Annotated in this window: 18 protein-coding genes; 3 read left to right on the forward strand and 15 right to left on the reverse strand. The window is 58.3% G+C overall.

Translation table 11 applies throughout. The features are described from left to right. Positions 1-52 precede the first annotated feature (52 nt). On the forward strand, positions 53-871 hold the full coding sequence (locus ACIOTN_RS15400) for a hypothetical protein (protein ID WP_105657453.1): 819 nt from the start codon (positions 53-55) through the stop codon (positions 869-871). Here ACIOTN_RS15400 and ACIOTN_RS15405 read toward each other — a convergent pair. From ACIOTN_RS15405 to mca, 5 genes are all read right to left on the reverse strand, one after another. Beyond that, positions 868-2,184: a PhoH family protein gene (locus tag ACIOTN_RS15405; RefSeq protein ID WP_105657452.1), complete on the reverse strand. Its 1,317-nt coding sequence runs from the start codon at positions 2,182-2,184 to the stop codon at positions 868-870. The genes ACIOTN_RS15400 and ACIOTN_RS15405 overlap by 4 nt on opposite strands. A 256-nt stretch (positions 2,185-2,440) precedes the next feature. After that, complete coding sequence (locus ACIOTN_RS15410; RefSeq protein ID WP_402735633.1) at positions 2,441-3,202, reverse strand: isoprenyl transferase; 762 nt, start codon at positions 3,200-3,202, stop codon at positions 2,441-2,443. A 119-nt stretch (positions 3,203-3,321) separates the two neighbouring features. Beyond that, on the reverse strand, positions 3,322-5,436 hold the full coding sequence (locus ACIOTN_RS15415) for a thioredoxin domain-containing protein (protein WP_402735634.1): 2,115 nt from the start codon (positions 5,434-5,436) through the stop codon (positions 3,322-3,324). Between the two features lie 32 nt (positions 5,437-5,468). Next, positions 5,469-5,750 carry a hypothetical protein gene (locus tag ACIOTN_RS15420; protein ID WP_105657449.1) on the reverse strand — a complete coding sequence of 94 codons (282 nt, stop codon included), beginning with the start codon at positions 5,748-5,750 and terminating at the stop codon, positions 5,469-5,471. A gap of 43 nt (positions 5,751-5,793) precedes the next feature. Further along, positions 5,794-6,660 (reverse strand): mycothiol conjugate amidase Mca, encoded by an 867-nt coding sequence (gene mca, locus ACIOTN_RS15425; RefSeq protein ID WP_105657493.1) that lies wholly within the window; start codon positions 6,658-6,660, stop codon positions 5,794-5,796. A 238-nt stretch (positions 6,661-6,898) separates the two neighbouring features. Here mca and ACIOTN_RS15430 point away from each other — a divergent pair, with 238 nt between their 5' ends. Beyond that, a complete protein-coding gene (locus tag ACIOTN_RS15430; RefSeq protein ID WP_402735635.1) occupies positions 6,899-7,318 on the forward strand; it encodes a DUF4307 domain-containing protein in 420 nt (139 codons plus the stop codon). 289 nt (positions 7,319-7,607) lie between these two features. Then, positions 7,608-8,102, forward strand: coding sequence for a transcription elongation factor GreA (greA, locus tag ACIOTN_RS15435; protein WP_105657447.1), 495 nt, complete (start codon positions 7,608-7,610; stop codon positions 8,100-8,102). A gap of 77 nt (positions 8,103-8,179) precedes the next feature. Here greA and ilvA read toward each other — a convergent pair whose 3' ends face one another. From ilvA to ACIOTN_RS15485, 10 genes are all read right to left on the reverse strand, one after another. Next, positions 8,180-9,451, reverse strand: coding sequence for a threonine ammonia-lyase (gene ilvA / locus ACIOTN_RS15440; protein WP_105657446.1), 1,272 nt, complete (start codon positions 9,449-9,451; stop codon positions 8,180-8,182). A gap of 3 nt (positions 9,452-9,454) precedes the next feature. Beyond that, positions 9,455-10,645 carry an AI-2E family transporter gene (locus ACIOTN_RS15445; RefSeq protein ID WP_286134180.1) on the reverse strand — a complete coding sequence of 397 codons (1,191 nt, stop codon included), beginning with the start codon at positions 10,643-10,645 and terminating at the stop codon, positions 9,455-9,457. A 339-nt stretch (positions 10,646-10,984) separates the two neighbouring features. Next, the gene (locus tag ACIOTN_RS15450; protein WP_105661706.1) at positions 10,985-12,424 is read right to left on the reverse strand and encodes an APC family permease; all 1,440 of its coding nucleotides are present in this window, start codon (positions 12,422-12,424) and stop codon (positions 10,985-10,987) included. A 213-nt stretch (positions 12,425-12,637) separates the two neighbouring features. After that, complete coding sequence (locus ACIOTN_RS15455) at positions 12,638-13,354, reverse strand: Bax inhibitor-1/YccA family protein (protein ID WP_332489193.1); 717 nt, start codon at positions 13,352-13,354, stop codon at positions 12,638-12,640. 723 nt (positions 13,355-14,077) lie between these two features. After that, positions 14,078-15,025, reverse strand: coding sequence for a GAF domain-containing protein (locus ACIOTN_RS15460; protein ID WP_402735636.1), 948 nt, complete (start codon positions 15,023-15,025; stop codon positions 14,078-14,080). Between the two features lie 142 nt (positions 15,026-15,167). After that, the gene (locus ACIOTN_RS15465) at positions 15,168-15,290 is read right to left on the reverse strand and encodes a hypothetical protein (RefSeq protein ID WP_402735637.1); all 123 of its coding nucleotides are present in this window, start codon (positions 15,288-15,290) and stop codon (positions 15,168-15,170) included. 574 nt (positions 15,291-15,864) lie between these two features. After that, positions 15,865-16,209, reverse strand: a complete 345-nt coding sequence (locus ACIOTN_RS15470) for a terminase (protein ID WP_402735638.1) — start codon at positions 16,207-16,209, stop codon at positions 15,865-15,867. A gap of 186 nt (positions 16,210-16,395) precedes the next feature. Continuing rightward, entirely contained in the window at positions 16,396-17,280 is an 885-nt protein-coding gene (locus tag ACIOTN_RS15475; protein ID WP_402735639.1) for a hypothetical protein, read from the reverse strand. Positions 17,281-17,282: 2 nt separating this feature from the next. Continuing rightward, positions 17,283-17,471, reverse strand: a complete 189-nt coding sequence (locus tag ACIOTN_RS15480; RefSeq protein WP_402735640.1) for a hypothetical protein — start codon at positions 17,469-17,471, stop codon at positions 17,283-17,285. A 186-nt stretch (positions 17,472-17,657) separates the two neighbouring features. Continuing rightward, on the reverse strand, positions 17,658-18,491 hold the full coding sequence (locus tag ACIOTN_RS15485) for a hypothetical protein (RefSeq protein WP_402735641.1): 834 nt from the start codon (positions 18,489-18,491) through the stop codon (positions 17,658-17,660). Between the last annotated feature and the right edge of the window lie 3 nt (positions 18,492-18,494).

Raw genomic sequence — 18,494 nt, forward strand, 5'->3', positions numbered from 1 at the left:
GGCAGAGGGGTCTTCCTCTTGTGAATAATTCAGCCGCTTCTACAATTGGAGTATGGACGTTCCAGCAGTTCCAGTTCTTTTCCCCGGGCAATCCGCCCCTGAGTCGGCGGCCCGTCGTCGTTTCCGTGCCTTGGCCCGGTCCGCCCCATGGCTGAGCACCTCCTTGCAGTTCCAGGTCCAGGTCCCGGAGCATTACGCCAAACCGGACGAAGGCCTGGAAGGCCAGCTGACCGCCATCCTCCGCCAGCGAGAAGCCATAGCCGTGCGCTCGGCCGAGGGGCAACTGGTGTACCAAAAGGAGAAGTTCACCGCAGACCGGAGCCGAGGCTACGTCGCAGCCACCAATTCCTCATGGAAGCTGCCGGCCTCGCTGACCTCCCCGGTTTATACCTCAGACCACCTGATCTTGCGCCGTCCACAAATTTCTGGCTTCAATGGGTTGCTGCCCTTGGAGCATTGGGAACCAATGCTCGATCCGGTGGAACTTGCCGGCACCGAGCCTGCCGCCCATGATCTCGCTTTCGACCACCCCACCTACATTCACGAGCTCGCAGAGATCACCCATGGCAACCGGCCTGCTCTAGCCGCCGTTCTCACTGCGGGACACAACTACCAGCCCGCACTGGCCAGCTGTCCTCTCGTTCCCGCCGGGACACGAACCCTCGTGGTACTGGATCTGGCAACAGGCGTCTGCCTGAACCGCCGGGTGCTCTCCGCCCACGCCGGGATGCCTGCAGCCCCGGAGCTGTCGCTTCAGGTCCTGGCCCAGAACGAGTACTACATCGATTCCTTGTTCACCGCCCCAGCTCCCACGCTTACCGACGTGCGGGCGCCGATTCCGTGGGAGCTGCGCAGCGAGCGCCAATCCTAGGACAAGGTGGGCGAATCAAGCAGGTTGGTGACTAGCGCGGCGATAGCAGAGCGCTCGGAACGGGTCAGGGTCACATGCCCGAAGAGGGCATGTCCCTTGAGCTGTTCCACGACCGCGGCGACGCCGTCGTAGCGGCCTACATGCAAGTTATCGCGCTGTGCCACGTCATGGGTGAGCACCACCTTGGAATTCTGCCCGATGCGCGATAGCACCGTGAGCAGAACATTGCGTTCCAGCGACTGGGCTTCATCAACAATGACGAAGGAATCATGCAGCGAACGCCCGCGGATGTGGGTCAGCGGCAGGACTTCAAGCATCCCGCGTTCGACCACTTCATCAATGGCATTCTTCGACACGATCGAGCCGAGGGTATCGAAGACCGCCTGGGCCCAAGGTCCCATCTTTTCGCCCTCGGAGCCCGGCAGGTAGCCTAGTTCCTGGCCGCCAACGGCATAGAGCGGACGGAACACGGTGATCTTGCGGTGTTCCCTGCGTTCAAGCACTGCTTCCATTCCGGCGCACAGGGCCAACGCCGATTTACCGGTTCCGGCGTTGCCGCCCAGGGAGACGATGCCCACGGATGGATCCATCAGCAGGTCCAAGGCGATGCGCTGCTCTGCACTGCGTCCATGCAATCCGAAGGCCTGCTGGTCGCCACGCACCAATTTCAAGGTGTTCGCATCAACCTTGCGGCCCAGGGCGCTTCCGCGCGGGGATGTGATGACGAACCCGGTGTTGATCGGTTCATCGGCGACCGCAGGGTGGTTCAGAAGCTGTTCATGTTCGTAGAGCTTGGCCATGGTCTCTTCGCCCAGTTCCAGCTGCTGTATGCCGGTCCACCCGGTCGAGGCGATCAGCTCATTGCGGTACACCTCGGCATGGATGCCCATGGCAGAGGCCTTGATGCGCATCGGCAGGTCCTTGGTAACCAGCGCAACGTCGAGGCCAGCATCCAGCAGGTGCTTGGCGACAGCCAGGATGCGTGAATCGTTATCGCCTGAGCGCATGCCTACCGGCAGGACTTCCGGGGCGATGTTGTTCAGTTCAATGCGCAGTGTTCCACCAGTTTTGGACACGGGCACCGCTTGGGCTAATCCCCCATGGCTGGCAATCAGCTCATCAAGCACACGCAAGGCATGGCGTGCAAAGAAGCCCAGATCAGGATCCTTGCGCTTATGTTCCAGCTCGGTGACGACAGTCAGCGGGATCACGACATGGTGCTCATCGAAGTGGAACATGGCTTTCGGGTCAGAAAGCAAGACCGAAGTATCAATGACGTAGGTTCGTACACCCTGTTCGGCTGTTCGTGTCATGGCAGCGCACCCATTCTCGAATCCGGCGTGGGGACTCTCCCCACGCGTAAGTGGGGAATCCCGACACCGGATGTCCAAGGCGATTCCGGCAATTGCTCCGGCTGGCGCTGCATTTGGTCATCTAGTGAGGAACCCTTCGATCAGCTGGGTCTTGTTGCCCCGGCCTTATGATCACCATAGACCTTGAAGCGCTACCTGGGGACTACGTTCAGGTAACGATTAGCTGAACAGCTGAGCCGGGTGCACCATTCGGGGCTCAGGTGCCGAAGCGGCGCTGGCGATCAGCGAAGTCGCGCAACGCACGCAAGAAATCCACGCGGCGGAAATCCGGCCACAACGCCTCGCAGAAGTAGAACTCCGAGTACGCGCTTTGCCAGGTCAAGAAGCCGGAGAGACGCTGTTCCCCGCTGGTGCGGATCACCAAATCCGGGTCTGGCTGGCCCTTGGTGTACAGTGCCGATTCGATGTCTTCAGTGGACAGTCCGGCGGCAAGTTCCTCGATCGTGCGTCCATCCTCGGCGGCCTTGCAAAGCAGCGACTTGAAAGCATCAAGGATTTCACGGCGTCCGCCGTAGCCGATGGCCACATTCACATGAACACCGGTGCGGTTGGCGGTAACGGTTTCCAGCGCGGCAAGCTTCTGCGCCAGGTCTTCAGGCAGCAAGTCCTTGGCTCCCACCTGCTGGACCTTGACCCGGTTGGTCTCTCCCAGACGGTCCAGGGTCGTGCCGATAACTTCCAAGAGGTCGCGCAGCTCGCTGGCTTCTCGATTGAGGTTGTCGGTGGAGAGCATGTACAAGGTAACCATCTGGATGTCCAGGTCCTCGCACCAATCGAGGAACTCCAGGATCTTGTCCGCACCGGCCTGGTGGCCTGCCATGGTCGGGGTGCCGGCCAGCTTGGCCCACCGGCGGTTGCCATCGACCATCACGCCAATATGGTGCGGAAGCTTGTCGGCAGGGAGGGACTTCGCCAAGCGCCGTTCGTAGTAACGGTACGCAAGGTTCGGAAGCTGCACCTTGTCCCTGCCTTTCGATAGATTCCAAAAACTCTAGGTTCTAAATCTACCGCTATTTATCGCCCAGCATGGGTATCTGCCCGCTTCACCGCGTCCACGATGGACACATTCTCCCGGGCTCAGGCACCCTTTCCGGAAGCGAACAGCGAGAACAATCCGTCCACCCCGGCTACAGGCATCTGGCAAAGCTCTTCGCGGCAAGGCTGGATCTGGACGGTCTGGGCCGCACCAGGTAGCGACGGATCGTGGCGCACATTCAATCCGAGGCTCAACGCCACCGAACGCACGCGCTTGGCTTCTGCCGAATCCCACTGCGACAGCGCAAGATACTGGACCGGGCTGGAAACTATGCACTGCACTTCCAAGGCGGTCGCTACCTGTGTTGGCGCGTCGCTGGCCAAAGCCAGGGCGTGGGCAGAAAGTACGCGGGCGCTTTCCAAGTCCGCCGCATCTGCTTCGGTGTAGTCTCCCGCCGCCATGGACTGCAGGGCATGCATCGCCAGCGCCTTGGCGTAGAGCGCACCCGAGGCCGGCAGCGCATCATCAAGCACCGTGACGGCAGCAATGTTGCTGCGCTGGGCTGCGATGCGCGCATCGGCTTGGACCGCGTCACGCGGCACCCCGGTTTCCGGGTCTACGAAGTCGGCAGCGCGTCCCAGCAAGTCGCTGGCACGCTCGGCCCACTGCTTGTGCCCGGTGGCCTGGCCCAACGCCAAGAATCCCAGGGCCAGGGCGGCATAGTCCTGCAAGGTGCCTTCATTGCCGTGCTCAGCACGATTGGCGAAGCTCACGCGGGCCAGCCGTCCGGCTTTTTCATCCCACTGCATCGTCCACACCGAGGTTGCTGCCTTCTCGGCGAGCGCCAAGGCTTCCGGCTGGTCCAGGAGCAGCGCGGCTTCAGACAAGGCTTCGATGGCCAGCCCGTTCCAACCGGCGATCACCTTCTCATCGCGGACCGGCATAATTCGCGAGCGGCGCAGCGTGCGCATTGCATCCCGCAGTTCATGGAGAACACCGATTTCGTTCGTTTCAGGAACCCTCAACAGCGAGAAGCAGAAGTTCTGCGGGTCCTCGGCCACCGGCGCGAAACGCAACAGCCCCTTGGGCAGCCGCTGAATCAAAGGGTCGGTGACCAGTGCGATTTCCTCGCGGCTAAAGGTGTAGTACGCGCCCTCGATCTGCTGGCCATCACGGGATGAATCGGCATCCAGGGAAGCCGCGAAAGCTGGAGCGGCCGAAGATGCGGTGAGCAGTTCCTCGTTGAGGAAGTCGATAATGCCTTGGGCGCTGCGCTGGGCGAGCCAGGCGAGATTCTGCGCGCGCTGGGCTATCTCCCCTTCGGACTTGCGGGCGAATTCCGCCGCCAGGACGCTGGTGCGAGCCGCCAGTGAAAGCAGACCGGCATTGTCGTAGAGCATCTTTTCGAAGTGCGGGACCGACCAGTTCTCATCAACGCAGTAACGGGCGAAACCGCCATCAACATGATCCTGCAGGCCGCCAAGGAACATCGCTTCGAGATGGGTGGCCGCTGCGGCGAAGGCCTCGGCGGCGCGGTCAGGGGTGGTGACCACTGCACGCCACAGTGTCTTCAGAGCCCAGGTCGGCGGGAACTTAGGTGCCGGGGTGAAGCCGCCTTCCGGTTTGGTGGCGGCAACCCATCGATCAAGTGCTGCGCCGAAGGCCTGCGCTGCTGGTTGCTGCGACTGCAGCGACAACAGCGAGCTCTGGCGGCTTCCGAGTTCGGCCAAATGCGCGGCGAGCATCTGGGCCTGCTCTTCCAGCGAATCGCGCTTGGTTTCCCAGGCCTCGTGGACGGCGTTAAGCACTTGGCGGAAGCTTGGGGTCTCGCCACGGGGCGTCTTCGGATAGTACGTGCCGGCATGCGCGGTACGCCCGTCAGGAAGGGCGAAAATCGTCATCGGCCAACCACCGGCACCGGTGAGCGCCTGGGTAGCCAGCATGTAGGTGTCGTCCACGAGCGGATGCTCTTCGCGGTCCACCTTGATAGCTACGAAGTTTTCGTTCAGCAGCGCCGCGATTTCAGGATCGTCGAAAGACTCGTGGCTCATCACGTGGCACCAATGGCAGGCAGCGTAGCCGATGGAAAGCATGACCGGTACGTCGCGTAACCGGGCCTGTTCGAAGGCTTCGTCCCCATAGGGGAACCAGTCGACAAGTTGGTGCGAATGCTGTCTGAGGTATTGGCTGGATGAGCCAGCGAGTCGTTGAGCCACGCAATCATGCTATCGCGCAGCTCACAAAGCGCCTACTGCTGTTCGTCGGTCTTCGGGTCGTGCGGCTCTTCGGATTCCTGAAGCTTGCGCTCTTCGCCCTTGGCCACCATTTCCTGCTGCTTTGCCTCGGCTTCCGAGGTGTAGCGCACGCGGCGCACTCGACGGACCATGTCGCGAATCAGGAAGATCACGGCAACCACCAAGGCTGCGGTGAAAATGAACCCAAGGAATCCTGGACCGTATTCGCTGCTGGTCTCCGTACCGACACCGAGGGTCGAGGAAGTCAGAGCCAGGGATTCGAAGATCGTATTCACGATGTAAAGACAACTCTTTTCTAGTACTGGAAAGCGCTTAGTACTATCTTAGTCCGGCAAACAGGTCGGTCTCGGGCAACTCGGTAGCTACCTTGGAGGAAATCAGCGTGTAGTCTTCCCACGGCCAGTGCTCCGCGTAGACGTGTTCCGGTACGGCGAAGAAGAAACCTTCCGGGTCGATCTGGGTTCTGTGGGCCAGCAACGCCTGATCGCGCTGCGAGAAGAAATCCGCGCAGTTGATCTGGGTGGTCGTGGTGTGTGGGGAAACCCACTTGAACATCTGGTTTTCCTCGTCCGCTTCCCACAGCGCAACGCGCTCGGTGTAGGGGGACTCGTAACCTGCTTCCAGCATCGCGTAGTGCAAGGTGCGGAAACGATCCGGTGCGAAAGCACGGTCGTAGTACAACTTGCTCACCGACCACGGCGCACCCAGTTCCGGGTACATCTGCGGATTAGCCGCGTGCTCAAAGGCAAAGGTTGAAACCTTATGGCAGTGGATGTGGTCCGGGTGGGGGTACCCGCCGTTTTCGTCATAGGTCGTGATGACGTGGGGACGGAATTCACGGATCAGCTTGATGATGCCGGCAGCAGCGATTTCTACTGGCTGCAAGGCGAAGGCGCCAAAGGGCAGCTCCGGCAGCGGATCCCCTTCCGGCAAGCCGGAGTCGACATAGCCCAGCCAGCGGTGCTTGACGCCCAGCACTGCAGCGGCCTCGGCCATCTCGGTCCGCCGGACGCCTGCCAGGTCGCGGTGCGCATGGGCGAGTTCGCCAGCGGCGGCGTTGAGAATATCCCCGCGCTCACCGCCGGTGCAGGAAACGACCATCACTTCGGCGCCAGCATCAACATAGGCAGCCATCGTTGCAGCACCCTTTGAAGATTCGTCGTCCGGGTGCGCGTGAATAGCCATGAGCCGCAGACCCTGCGAAGGAGCAATTTTCTTCACGTCGTGAATCTCCACTTATCTTCTTTCCTTATGCCACGTTTTGGACGGCCCGAAGCTTCGAATCTGTCCGTCATCCATAACAACTCACAGCCGACCACCGGTTATTCCCCCATGCTGAAAGACGGTAAACTTGAGTAAGGAACCAACGTACGGCATTCCCAGTTCAAATGCCGCCAGGCAAGAGAGTGGTGCAAGGCAAATAATGTCTGATCCAAGCTTAACGGCTCGCTACAACAACCCCAAGAAACGCAGTCTTCCCAGGAAAACGCGTAACTGGCTAATTACTGCCGCGCTCTCAGTCGGCGTTGCGGGGGCCGCCTATGTCGGCTTCAACAACTACAGCGCCATCAGCGCGCAGGACATCGAGTTCGAGGTCATTTCCGCAACGAAGGCCAAGGCCATTGTCGCAGTCGAATACAACACCAAGCACCGCGTGCAGTGCGATATTCGTGCGATGAACGAATCCAAGGCCATCGTCGGATACGACACCATTTTGCTTGATCCTGGAGAAGCTACCGGGCACATCACCCAACGCCTGGAGATTGACCTGCACACCGACAACCTGGCGACCACCGCTGGCGTGGAGTCCTGCTACGAGGTTCCGCAGGAATACAAGGGTTAATATTTCAGCTTCTTCATCCCCTAATAGCTGAATCTATTGGGCTTAAATCGTTTTGGCGACTACTATCGTTGAAAAGATACGTTTCGCCCCGCATCGGCGCATGGTTCTAGCTGAGTACTAGGACATGAGCCTGGCGGGGTCTTTGCTTGCATCGCCCATAACGTGTGAGCCCTCAGATCCGTACCGAATCCGACTTCGTCGACGCCACCGTTTCGGTGGCTTTCGGCTTTAGGACCACTTATCGGTCCCAAGGCCAATCGAAGTCCTAACTGACCAAAGGAAGTACAACGTGAGCACCAACAGCAACGAACCTGTCGTTTGGCTGACTCAGGAAGCCTACGATCGGCTCCAGGACGAACTGACTTTCCTCTCAGGCCCGGGACGTGCCGAGATCGTTGCCCGTATCGAGCAGGCACGTTCGGAAGGTGACCTGAAGGAGAACGGCGGTTACCACGCCGCCCGTGAAGAGCAGGGCAAGGCCGAAGCGCGCATCCTCTACCTGAAGGATCTGCTGCGCCGCGCCGATGTAGGCGATGCTCCTGCCGATGACGGTGTTGTTGAGCCAGGCATGCTGGTTGTCGCCAATATCGCTGGCGACGAGACCACCTTCCTGTTCGGCTCCCGCGAAGTTGCCGGCGACACCGACCTCGAGGTCTACTCCGAGCAGTCCCCTATTGGCGTTGCCGTGCACGGCGCAAAGGTCGGCGACAAGCTGTCGTACTTGGCTCCAAACGGCCGCGACATCAAGGTTGAGATCATCTCTGCAAAGCCTTACCAGTCCTAGCAACTAGGCTGCAATGCAAAGTCCGAAGGCCGCCAACCCATCTGGGTTGGCGGCCTTCGGACTTTGCTGCTTATGCGCTAGGCGACTGAACCGCCGGCAGTATTGGTGATCTGCGGGTCGAAGCCTTCGGCGCGCAGGTTATTGAGCACCGTCTTGGAATGCTCATGGCCCTTGGTTTCCAGGTCGATGGTGATCGCGACATCGCCCATGGACAGCGAACCACCGATACGGGTGTGGTCCAGACGGGTGACATTCGCATCCGATTCGGCGATGATGTTGGAGATCTGCGCGAGCGAGCCGGGGCGGTCTGGAAGCATCATGCGTATGGTCAAGAAGCGGCCGGCCGCTGACAGGCCACGCTGGATCACCTTGAGCATCAGCAGCGGATCGATGTTGCCGCCAGAAAGGATTACCGCGGTGGTTGCCGGATTGATCCCGTGCGCTTCCAGCTTGTTCTCCAGCAGTGCCGCGACGCCCACCGCACCGGCTGGTTCCACCACGAGCTTGTTGCGCTCCAGGAGCACCACCAGAGCTCGTGCGAGCGTATCTTCCGATACCGTCACCACGTCATCAACCAATTCCTTGATGATCGCGAAAGGCAGCTGCCCTGGCTTGCCTACAGCGATGCCGTCGGCAATGGTGTGCACGTTATCCAGCGGGACCAACGCGTCAGCGGCCAGGGATGGCGGGTAGGCCGCGGCGTTCTCCGCCTGGACACCCACCACCTTGATCTCGCGGCCCAGTTCGCGGGCCTTGGCCTTCAGCGCGATGGCGACGCCGGCCAGCAGTCCACCGCCGCCAACACCCATTAGCACGGTGTCCACCTCAGGAAGCTGTTCGAGCAGTTCCAAGCCGATGGTGCCTTGGCCGGCAATGATGTCCGGGTGGTCGAAAGGATGCACGAAGACTGCCCCGGACTCGTCGGCAAAACGCTGCGCCTCGGCCAGCGCTTCATCCACGGTGTCACCGAAAAGCACGACTTCTGCACCATGATCACGCGTCGCGGTCAGTTTCGGCAAGGCGACGCCCCGGGGCATGTAGATGCGCGCCTTGATTCCGAGGTGGCTGGCGGCCTGGGCAACGCCCTGCGCGTGGTTGCCTGCCGACGCGGCGACCACGCCTCGGGCCTTCTCGTCGTCGCTGAGCTTGGACATGCGTACATAGGCACCGCGGACCTTGAAGGATCCGGCGCGCTGCATGTTCTCGCATTTGAGGAAAACTTCGGCGCCAACATGCTGGGACAAAACACGGGAATGCTCCACCGGGGTGCGGGCAATAACCGGTTTGAGTACTTCAGCGGCGGCTTCGATATCAGCCAGCGTAACCGGCAAAGTAGGTTCGGTGCTCATGGATTATTCCTCATCTGCTGTGGACTCAGGGTGCCGGGTTTCCGGCGAAGCTGTTGGTGCGGCGGCAGGTCCTGCAGCTGCAGCCGGCGGGTCGGCCTTCGCTGGGTCGCTCGCCTTGGGGCTCTGCGCCACTACTTGGTTTCCGTAGTGCTCAATCACGAATTGGTCGGTTTCCCAGGTTCGGCCCGACAGGTATTTCACGACCGCGTTGACCACCGCCAGCAGCGGTACGGCGAATAGCGCACCCGGAATGCCTGCAAGCATGGTGCCGCCGGCTACTGACAAGACCACTGCCAGTGGGTGCAGGCTCACTGCCTTGCCCATAATCAGTGGCTGCAGGATGTTGGACTCCGCCTGCTGGACCAGCAGCACTACGGCCAGCATGATCAATGCGTTGACCCAGCCATTGGCTACCAACGCGAGCAAAACTGCCAGGGCACCGGTAAACAGTGCACCGACGATCGGGATGAAGGAGCCGATGAAGACCAGGACGCCCAGTGGCATGGCAAGTGGCACGCCCAGGAAGAATGCACCGAATCCGATGCCGATGGCGTCGATCAGCGCAACGATCATCTGGACTCGCACATAGGTGACCAGCGAGGCCCAGCCCCGGGTCAAGGCGCCGTCCATCGCCGGGCGGGCGCGGCGCGGCAAGAGGTTCACCAGGAACAAACCGATCTTGCGCCCGTCAAGCAGCAGGAAAATCAAGGCGAAGACGGCCAGCAATGTGCCTGTCAGGATCTGCCCGATCGCGGAAGTCCAGCTGATTGCTTCACTTAGGATGTTGGTGGCATTGCCGCGAAGCTGGACGAGGGTATCGTCCAGCACCTTCTGCAGGTCGTCGTTGGTCAGCTTGAGCGGGCCATTGAACAGCCAGTCCTGGACCTGCTCGATGCCCGAAAGCGCTTGGGTCCACAGGGCGGTAAAACCGGCCGAAAGTTTTTGCCCTGCTACCGATAGCCCTGCGGTGACCAGCGCAAGGAAGCCGATGAGAGTAATGCCGACGGCCAACCCGCGAGGTACAGCAAGCTTGGAGTTCATCGTATTCACAACCGGTGAGAGCAGCCCTGCTAGCAGCGCTGCGATGAAAACCGGGATGACCAGCAAGGAGACTTTTGACAGCGCCCACACCAGCACGCCCAAGGCTGCGACGATGATCAGGAAACGCCAAGCCCACGCTGCTGCCATGCGCATGGCATACGGCATATCCTCGGCGCTTTTGAAATCCGTCAGATCTGGCCCTGGTGTGGCAGGAGTTTCCGCCGGCTGACTCGGAAGTGAAACACGAAAACGGCGTAGACGTTCCAACCGGCTCTTCTTCATGGAACCACGCTATCGCGTTTGCCAGACAGCTTCTTGATCCATGTCTCAATTGTGACAAAAACCAAGGACCAGTGCCCGATATGGGCACTGGTCCTAGAAATCTAATTCAATATGTTTATTTGCTCTTGCCGAGGGTAACCAGATTGCACAGGCTGCCTCTTATTGCTCACGCCAACTTGAAAACACGGCTCATCAGGCGCTTCGCACATGCTATCTCCGGCGGCGCATGACCGCTTCAAGGACCCTCTCCTCAGCGTCTTCACCGGGCTTGATGCCCGCGGGTACCTTGAAGAAGAAAATTGCCCCCAGTGCCCACCAAATGGCGAAGATGGCCCACGGTTCCCAGCTCAGCGAGGCCGGCATGCCGGGCATGTAGAGGCTGAAGAGCGCAGCGGTGAGCAGGACTGAAGTCCAGCCGATGATAGTCCCAGCAATTCCGTTGCCGCCAACGCGCAGCGGACGATCCATCATGGGTTCGCGCTTGCGCAGCACAAGGAAGGTGACCGAGACCAGGAAGTAGGCCACGATGATGCTTGGCGCCCCCGAATCCACGAGCCACCCCAGCATTTCAGCGCCGAAGAATGGGGCCAGCATGGAGATTCCACCGATGAAGACCAGTGCGTTGGCTGGCGTGCGGTATTCGGGATGCAATGTGCCAAACCAGGAAGGAAGCATGCCGCTTCGGGCCAGGGAGTAGACCAATCGCGAAGCTCCCAGCAATAGAGAGTTCCATGAAGTCAAGATGCCGGCAATGCCACCGGCAATCAGCACCTTGGCCATCAGCTCCGAACCGAACATGGCCCCGAAAGCATCCGCCGTTGCAATGTCAGCTCCAGCCAGTTGCGCAGCTGGCATCGCTGACGCTGTGGTCAGGACAACCATGACGTACCAGATGGTGGCCAAGACTACGGAGACGACTACGAGCTTGCCAATTTGCTTGGCCGGAATCTTCACTTCTTCAGCGGACTGCGGAATCACGTCAAAACCGATGAACAGGAATGGCACCGCCACCAGCACGGCAAAGAACCCGCTGGTTCCAGGGGTGAAGAAAGGTTCCATGTTCTTGGCTTCGCCGCCGGCAAAGGCGCCGGCAATCATCAGGGCACCGATTGCCACCAGGAAGAGCACCACGAAGGTCTGCAATACGCCAGCTTGCTTCACGCCGCGAATATTGATCCAGGTGATCACCACCGCTGAAAGCACGCCTACCAACGCCCACGTCAGATTTACTTCAAAACCGGCAACCGTCCACAAGGGGATCTGGCTCATGCCCGGGAAGATGTATTCCACGGTTCGTGGCAAAGCAACCGCCTCGAAAGCCACAATCGTGACATAGCCGCCGGTAATTGCCCACGATCCGATAAACGAAGGCCGGGCGCCCAAGGCGCGCAGGATGAAGTTATGCTCGCCACCGGCTTTGGGCATGGCCGCGGTCAGTTCGGCATAGGTCAGGCCAACGACCGCCATGATGCCACCGCCAACGAGCATGGCCAGGACCGCCCCCATGGTGCCGGCGTTATCCAGCCACCCACCGGTCAGCACTACCCAGCCGAAGCCGATCATTGCACCGAACCCTAGGGCCAGGGCATCCAAGTTGCCCAAGGATTTCACCAGCCCCGGCGTTTTTCCCGCTGATTGCTCGACTGCCATTGCGTTCCTCCTGCCAAATCTGCTGTGAGTTGAGTAACTGAATAGCTACAGGAGAATCTAACCAAGGTTTCGCATGAGCGCCCAATCAGCTGTCATTTTCCATGGCATAGGCGGTTGCAGTCGATCATAAAAATTCATATTTGAACAGGCGATTAACGGGCAAGGACCAGTGCCCGAAATGGGCACTGGTCCTTGCAAGCTATGCTATTGCGGCTAGTCGTCGCCACGCAGGATCGCGAGAATACGCAGGATCTCGGTGTACAGCCAGATCAGGGTCATGGTCAGGCCGAAGGCGCCGCGCCATGCCATGATGGCTGGAGCACCCTGGTCGGACAATTCCTCGATCATGGTGAAGTCGGCAACCAGTGCGTAGGTTGCCAGCAGAACGGCAACTACACCGATAACCAAGCCGAGCACTCCGCCGCGCATGCCGAACATGCCATCGATGACGCCGGTGAGCATCAGAACCATGTTGAGCAGCGAGAAGACGATCAGGCCGACCATGCCGATCATGAACATCTTGTTCAGCTTGGGAGTCATGCGGTACTTGCCCGAGCGGTACAGCGCCAAGGTTACGCCGGCAACACACAGGGTAGCCAGCACAGCCTGGATAGCGATTCCCTCAAGGCCCGGCCGGCTTTCAAGGAAGCCGGAGAGACCACCAAGGAACAGGCCCTGGGCCGCGGCATACAGCAGGATGAGCACAGGCGATGGGCGCTTCTTGAAAGCGTTAACCAGACCGAGGACAAAGCCAACCAAGGCACCTGGCAACATGAGGGCCGGCATGCCCCAGCCAATCGCGGCGCCAACAACAACCAAGGCCAGGCAGAGCACGGTCTTGTTGATCGTGGTTCCGATGGTCATGCGGCCGGTGTCGGCGCTGGTTGCAGCAGGCTGCTGGTACATCTGCTGCAGCTGGTCTGCGCTCATATTTGCGGTGTCACGGAATCCAACAGCACTTCCAGGCTTGGTTCCCCAAGCATCAGAGCGGCTGCTGGAACCAAAAATTGGATTGCCCAATGTCATTCCCCCATAGATTGCGATTGCGCCGGCACGTGGCTAGCTGAAGATCTTTTGCTTAATCCTATTGAGCATTGCTGTGAAATCACTCAGTCGGAAGGATGATATAGGGCATTTTTCCGAAGAAAAACTACTCTGTCAGCGATATTCTTGAAAGTTCTACCATCAAGGTTGCCTTGGCAGCCGATTTTGGTGGAATGCACGATGCCTGAGGTTGAACGATGGATGCGCTCCCACTTTTGGCAAAAGAAAAGACCACTGCTGACCGGAAAATCCGGAACAGCAACGGCCTTATTCTGTACCCCCAGTGGGACTCGAAACCTTTCGAACCTCTTGAGACTGCGCCACTCCCCCGGATTCTAGGGGTTTTTGGCTACATTGAATAACGACAAATCACCGTGCTTCAGTGGAAGGTGTGCCCCTTTTGTGCCCTCGGTACTGATAGAGCTCAGGCCTTTCTAGGCTGGCTGATGATTACCAGCCGATTTAGGTAGTTCAATGTCAAAATCGAAGTATGATTCAGTCCGTTCGGAAATTGACCCATTTCGTCCCGATCGGAAAAACAAGCTTCTGTTCTTTCGCACTTCGGTGTCTCGAAGCGAAGCAATCTTGTCAGCAACCGAGATACGCGAGTTAGTTACGCTCGGCACGTCGAGCGACTTCTTTTGCTTCATTCTGGCTCCAATCCTTGCCGTTACTTACAGTATGCCATTTAGCCGGTGGGGTTAGGCTACGTTCCTCATGTAATTTTCCTATGAGTCTCGCTATACCTGAGATATACACAAGGTGTTGTCGCTGAAAGTAGTTTTTTTGGTCTGCATTCACTGACAGCATACCGATCACTTCAGGGGTAGGGGAGCCACCACTACGGTTCTCGATCACTACGGGCACCGAGACGAAGCTTTTGTAGGACCTTTTCTGATTGGGGTCGAGCGAGAGTCGTTCCTGCTCAGACTCGTCGTTTATGTTGTTGCACTGAACTGTCATCTCTTGACAAACCCGTGCGATGACCGCAGCTTCTTCCTTCGCAGTGTCCGACTGAAGCTTCGTCGCTTTGCTCCCATTGAAAGAAACACGTGCGCCTGTCTCAGTTTCATTAATCCTGACAAGCTTTCTCTCATGCAAACTACTGTTGCCATTTATCAGCAAATAAAAGTTAGCATCTGCCGAAAACCCAAGCGGTTTACCTGCCTTCAGATACTCTCGCAGTCGGCCGACAATCCCTGTAACAACTTGTCTCTCGCTAGACTCATTCGTGCTTTGAAGGGCCATGAATCCGATTAGAAGTTTCGCTGTTGGAATCAAAGTTGAATCCATGAGCGCGGTCCCGTCCGCCAGAATTGCTGACTCACGCCGAACGGCCGCGGCTGTCGCTCCAATGGACCCTGCGACACCGAGAACGATCCCAAGTATTGCGGAAACCCAATAATCAGGAGCGCCCAGCCATCCTTTCATCCATTCGAAACCGAGGCCGGTAAAGGCCAGAATTAGTGACGACAGCAAACCGCAAAGCACAAAGACAAAGACACTAATTCGATTCCAAGCTCGCTTAATTCCACCCACTCTGAAATCTTTATTCACAGGTCTATTATGAGGGAAGATAATGTTTATTCAGTTAGATGAGCCATACTTTGAGTAAATTATGTAACCAACTGTATTCGAACCTGATCAGAGAGGCTCAAACGGCGACACCCCGTGAAGGATGCCGCCGCTAAACATGCTTCTATGAGTTTCGCTCCTGGTTCTGACGCAACTCAGAAACATTGTCCTGAATATCCACTATCGAAGCATCGATATTATCCAGCGTCTTCAAGATCTTCTGCAGAAGCTCGGTGTTCATGTCCATGACTAACTCCAATGTGTGATTACTGGTATGCGCGAGCATATCCGACTGCTCGGACAACATGCCCGTAAACACGAAAAGCCCCCAGCATCCGAAGACACTGGGGGCTAAACGGTTGGAATAGCATAGTCGCTACAGGTGGGGGTGCTTCCTTTCAAGTAAAAGCAACCATATTTCTGCTGCTCCTGGTGCTGGCAGGTCTTCGCAACTTCTACTGGGATGCTCGCTGCCATCGTTCGGCACTTACCTTGTTGCAGTACGCCGCGACGTTAACACCAATAAAACAAAAAACGGTTATCCGATAACCCCTACAGGTGCGAATAGACCCCGAAGGAAATATGCCGCTCACCATTAGGCCCATACGGGTTGAACGGCTGACTCGGCACAGGCATACCCAAAGGTATCGGCAGCCACCCTTCAGGCAAATTGTCTTTAGCCCAAGCCTGTCTCGCATCTTGCCAAGCCTCGTATTTTTCCCAATCTGATCCGCCCTCATAATGAGCAGGGTCGAACCATTCTAGATGTGGCTCTAACGGGGCACCTGTAAGGCTCTCTACGGGCTTCTCGCGGCGACGCACTAGGCAACGCCACTAATAGCGCGTACTCCTGACCGCTGCTGAGGTAGCCGGCCCTCGCCCTGAGCGTCATCCAATGGGATTCTGAGTGAAGCAACAAGCTTAGCCAGGGTAACGCGCTGCTGGCGGGCTTCTACCAAAGCGGGGTGTGCGCGAACGCCTTGAGGAGACTGATGCGTGACACCCTCGTCACGGACAATCTTCTCCAAAGCGCCCAAAGCGTCAACAGTGCGACAAGCTTCGAGCAGCACGGATAGTTCATGCTGTCCAAGCTCAAAATCTCCGGTTATTGCCTCCCAAAGCTTCTTGCCGCCGGCCTTGAGAGTAGTAGGTGTTTTGTGTTCCATATTCGAACACTCCTTTCATTGAGAACAAGCGGGTAAATCGAAGAATAGGTCTAATCATTCAGCAGGCGGGAGAGAGAACAGCCCTATGCCAGAGGAGTGCCCTGGGGGTGGGGTGGGGATATGCCGCCCCGGGTGCGCTGTGAGCCGCCGCCGTTGTGGTGACGGCTCACAGTTGGGTGTTGGTGCTTAGTTGATGTGTACGCCGGTTTCGTTGTCGGTGTAGTCGATCTGGTTGATGCCTGCTGCGATTGCGGTGCGCTGTAGTTGGTCGCGTTCGGCTTCGTAGGTTTCGTCTTCGGGGTCGTAGGCGAACTGTCGAACACCGTAGTTTGCTCGTTCGGCTCGTGTTTCCATTGGCTTTGGTTCCCGGTATGGCTTGATGTCGTTGAGTGCTGGTGCTTCGATGGTTGCGCCGAGCTTCCATAGTTCTCGCCATTGCAGGGCGCGTCCGGTGGTGTTGTTCCAGGCTTCCCAGACTCGGCGTCGGTGGAGGCCTTCGGTGTTGGTGGTGAGGCCGATGAGTAGTTTGTCTGCGTGTCCGCTTGGTTGGGTGGTGCCGGCGAGTAGTGCTGCGGTGTGCAGGGTGGGGAGTAGTGCGGTGAGCTGGTAGGCGTGAGCCGGTGCGTCTGCCCATGCGGTGCGGGTGGTGCTGTCGGCTTTGACCATGAGTTCTGGGCTGGCGTCTGAGTCCACTACTTCGAGTGCGTCGGTGAGTTGTTCTGCTAGGTCGTTGAAGCGTTCGCGGATGGTTTCGTAGTTGGCTTCGGCGACGGTGCGGTATTCGATGCGGAGCGCTGCGAGGATCTCGGCTGCGACGCTGTTGCGCACGGTTGCTTCGGTGACCGGGTTGCTACCTGCTGCGGCGATTGCGAGGGCGTGTAGGCGTGCGAGTTCTTCGGGCTTTACTTTGGGGTCGAGGACGGCTTTGATGAGTTCGGCTTGCATGTCATCTTCGAGGTTGGCGAAGGTGTTCCACCGTTTGGTGAGTGCTTCGAATTTGGTGGTGGTGGTGCCGCCGTTTTCGGTGATGGTGTTTACCTGGTTGATGAAGTCTGCGGGGGTGGTTTTCATGGTTATTTGCCGTCCTGTTCGGTGGTTCCTGCGATTGCGTTCATGATGCTGGTTTTGAGTTCGGGGCCGTTGAGCGCTGGTGGCTGTCTGGGGTCTTCGGTGTGGTTGCCTGAGAGGTCCACGCTGATGGGAGGTTTGCTTGCTCCGAGGTGTGTTGCGAGTAAGTCGCGGATTGAGGGTTGCTGAGTCATTTATTTGTCTCCTTCGCAGTGGTGTTCGAGCATTCGACGTTCTGCGGACTGTGCCCGCTGTTTCCAGTAGTTCGCGTTCAGTTCGAAGTGCCTTGCGCGTTCCCATAGGACTGCTGCTTGTGCGTGTTCTGTATAGGTTTGGATTTGTCGGTCTGAGTAGTGGTAGCCGGCCATTGGTTTCACTCCTTAGGGGGATGGGGTCCACGGTGTACGGTAGAGAACGCCATTGGCGTCCATATATATGTTTGGTGCCGCTGGCCAGGAGGCTTGTGGCGTGTTGGGGAGGACTACTCTCTCTTTTGCGGTGAGCCTTCCTTCGACTGTCATTCGTCCGCTTGCGTTGGTGTTAGGCGCGTTTATCTCTACGGTTGGCCCTTCGATGCGGACACCCTTGGTGTTGTTGAGTAGTGCGCCGAATGTTGGCGATGCTGAGAGTGATCCTCCGGTGAAGTTGATTTGGCCGCCGTTGGCTGGTTCGATTTCCAGATTTCCTGCGCGGATCTTGCCGCCGCTGGTCACGTTCAGGTCGTTCTTGAGTGTCGTTACACCTTCGACTGAAAGCGTCCCCTTCGTTGACATCGCCCCGGTAACGTCGAGCTTTCCGGAGATCGTTGTTGGCCCGTCAACTGCCAGCGTGCCTGAGAGCGTGGTGTCCCCACCAATGTCCAAAACGCCATCCAACGTGGTCGGCCCAGTCACGTTCAGCTCGCCCGTAATGTTCGTATTACCACCGATAGTCGTCGTACCAGTAACGTTCAACGGACCAGTAATCGCCGTACTGCCGGAGAGGTTAATGTTTCCGCTGCCGTTGAGTGTGCCGGTGACTGAGAGCAGTCCTGAGACTGTGGCGGTTCCGTCAATGTCGAGTAGTCCGTCGATGGATACGCGGGAGCCTTGGGTCCAGTGTGTGTTGCCTCGGTCGATGGTGCTTGAAGCGAGGTCTGTTTTGGTGCCGTAGGTTCGTACTTGGCGTTTGCGTTCCTGGACCTTGTTCGAGGTGAGGTCGTTGAGTCGTGCCATGGT

The organism is Glutamicibacter sp. NPDC087661 (assembly GCF_044743275.1).
Lineage (GTDB): Bacteria > Actinomycetota > Actinomycetes > Actinomycetales > Micrococcaceae > Glutamicibacter.

What these genes read in the sequence shown, in the direction of transcription:
- ACIOTN_RS15400 (WP_105657453.1), top strand. Translation starts at nt 53, where the DNA reads ATGGACGTTCCAGCAGTTCCAGTTCTTTTCCCCGGGCAATCCGCCCCT.
- ACIOTN_RS15405 (WP_105657452.1), bottom strand. Translation starts at nt 2,184, where the DNA reads ATGACACGAACAGCCGAACAGGGTGTACGAACCTACGTCATTGATACT.
- mca (WP_105657493.1), bottom strand. Translation starts at nt 6,660, where the DNA reads ATGGCTATTCACGCGCACCCGGACGACGAATCTTCAAAGGGTGCTGCA.
- ACIOTN_RS15430 (WP_402735635.1), top strand. Translation starts at nt 6,899, where the DNA reads ATGTCTGATCCAAGCTTAACGGCTCGCTACAACAACCCCAAGAAACGC.
- ilvA (WP_105657446.1), bottom strand. Translation starts at nt 9,451, where the DNA reads ATGAGCACCGAACCTACTTTGCCGGTTACGCTGGCTGATATCGAAGCC.
- ACIOTN_RS15445 (WP_286134180.1), bottom strand. Translation starts at nt 10,645, where the DNA reads ATGCGCATGGCAGCAGCGTGGGCTTGGCGTTTCCTGATCATCGTCGCA.
- ACIOTN_RS15450 (WP_105661706.1), bottom strand. Translation starts at nt 12,424, where the DNA reads ATGGCAGTCGAGCAATCAGCGGGAAAAACGCCGGGGCTGGTGAAATCC.
- ACIOTN_RS15455 (WP_332489193.1), bottom strand. Translation starts at nt 13,354, where the DNA reads ATGAGCGCAGACCAGCTGCAGCAGATGTACCAGCAGCCTGCTGCAACC.
- ACIOTN_RS15465 (WP_402735637.1), bottom strand. Translation starts at nt 15,290, where the DNA reads ATGGACATGAACACCGAGCTTCTGCAGAAGATCTTGAAGACGCTGGAT.
- ACIOTN_RS15470 (WP_402735638.1), bottom strand. Translation starts at nt 16,209, where the DNA reads ATGGAACACAAAACACCTACTACTCTCAAGGCCGGCGGCAAGAAGCTT.
- ACIOTN_RS15475 (WP_402735639.1), bottom strand. Translation starts at nt 17,280, where the DNA reads ATGAAAACCACCCCCGCAGACTTCATCAACCAGGTAAACACCATCACC.
- ACIOTN_RS15480 (WP_402735640.1), bottom strand. Translation starts at nt 17,471, where the DNA reads ATGACTCAGCAACCCTCAATCCGCGACTTACTCGCAACACACCTCGGA.
- ACIOTN_RS15485 (WP_402735641.1), bottom strand. Translation starts at nt 18,491, where the DNA reads ATGGCACGACTCAACGACCTCACCTCGAACAAGGTCCAGGAACGCAAA.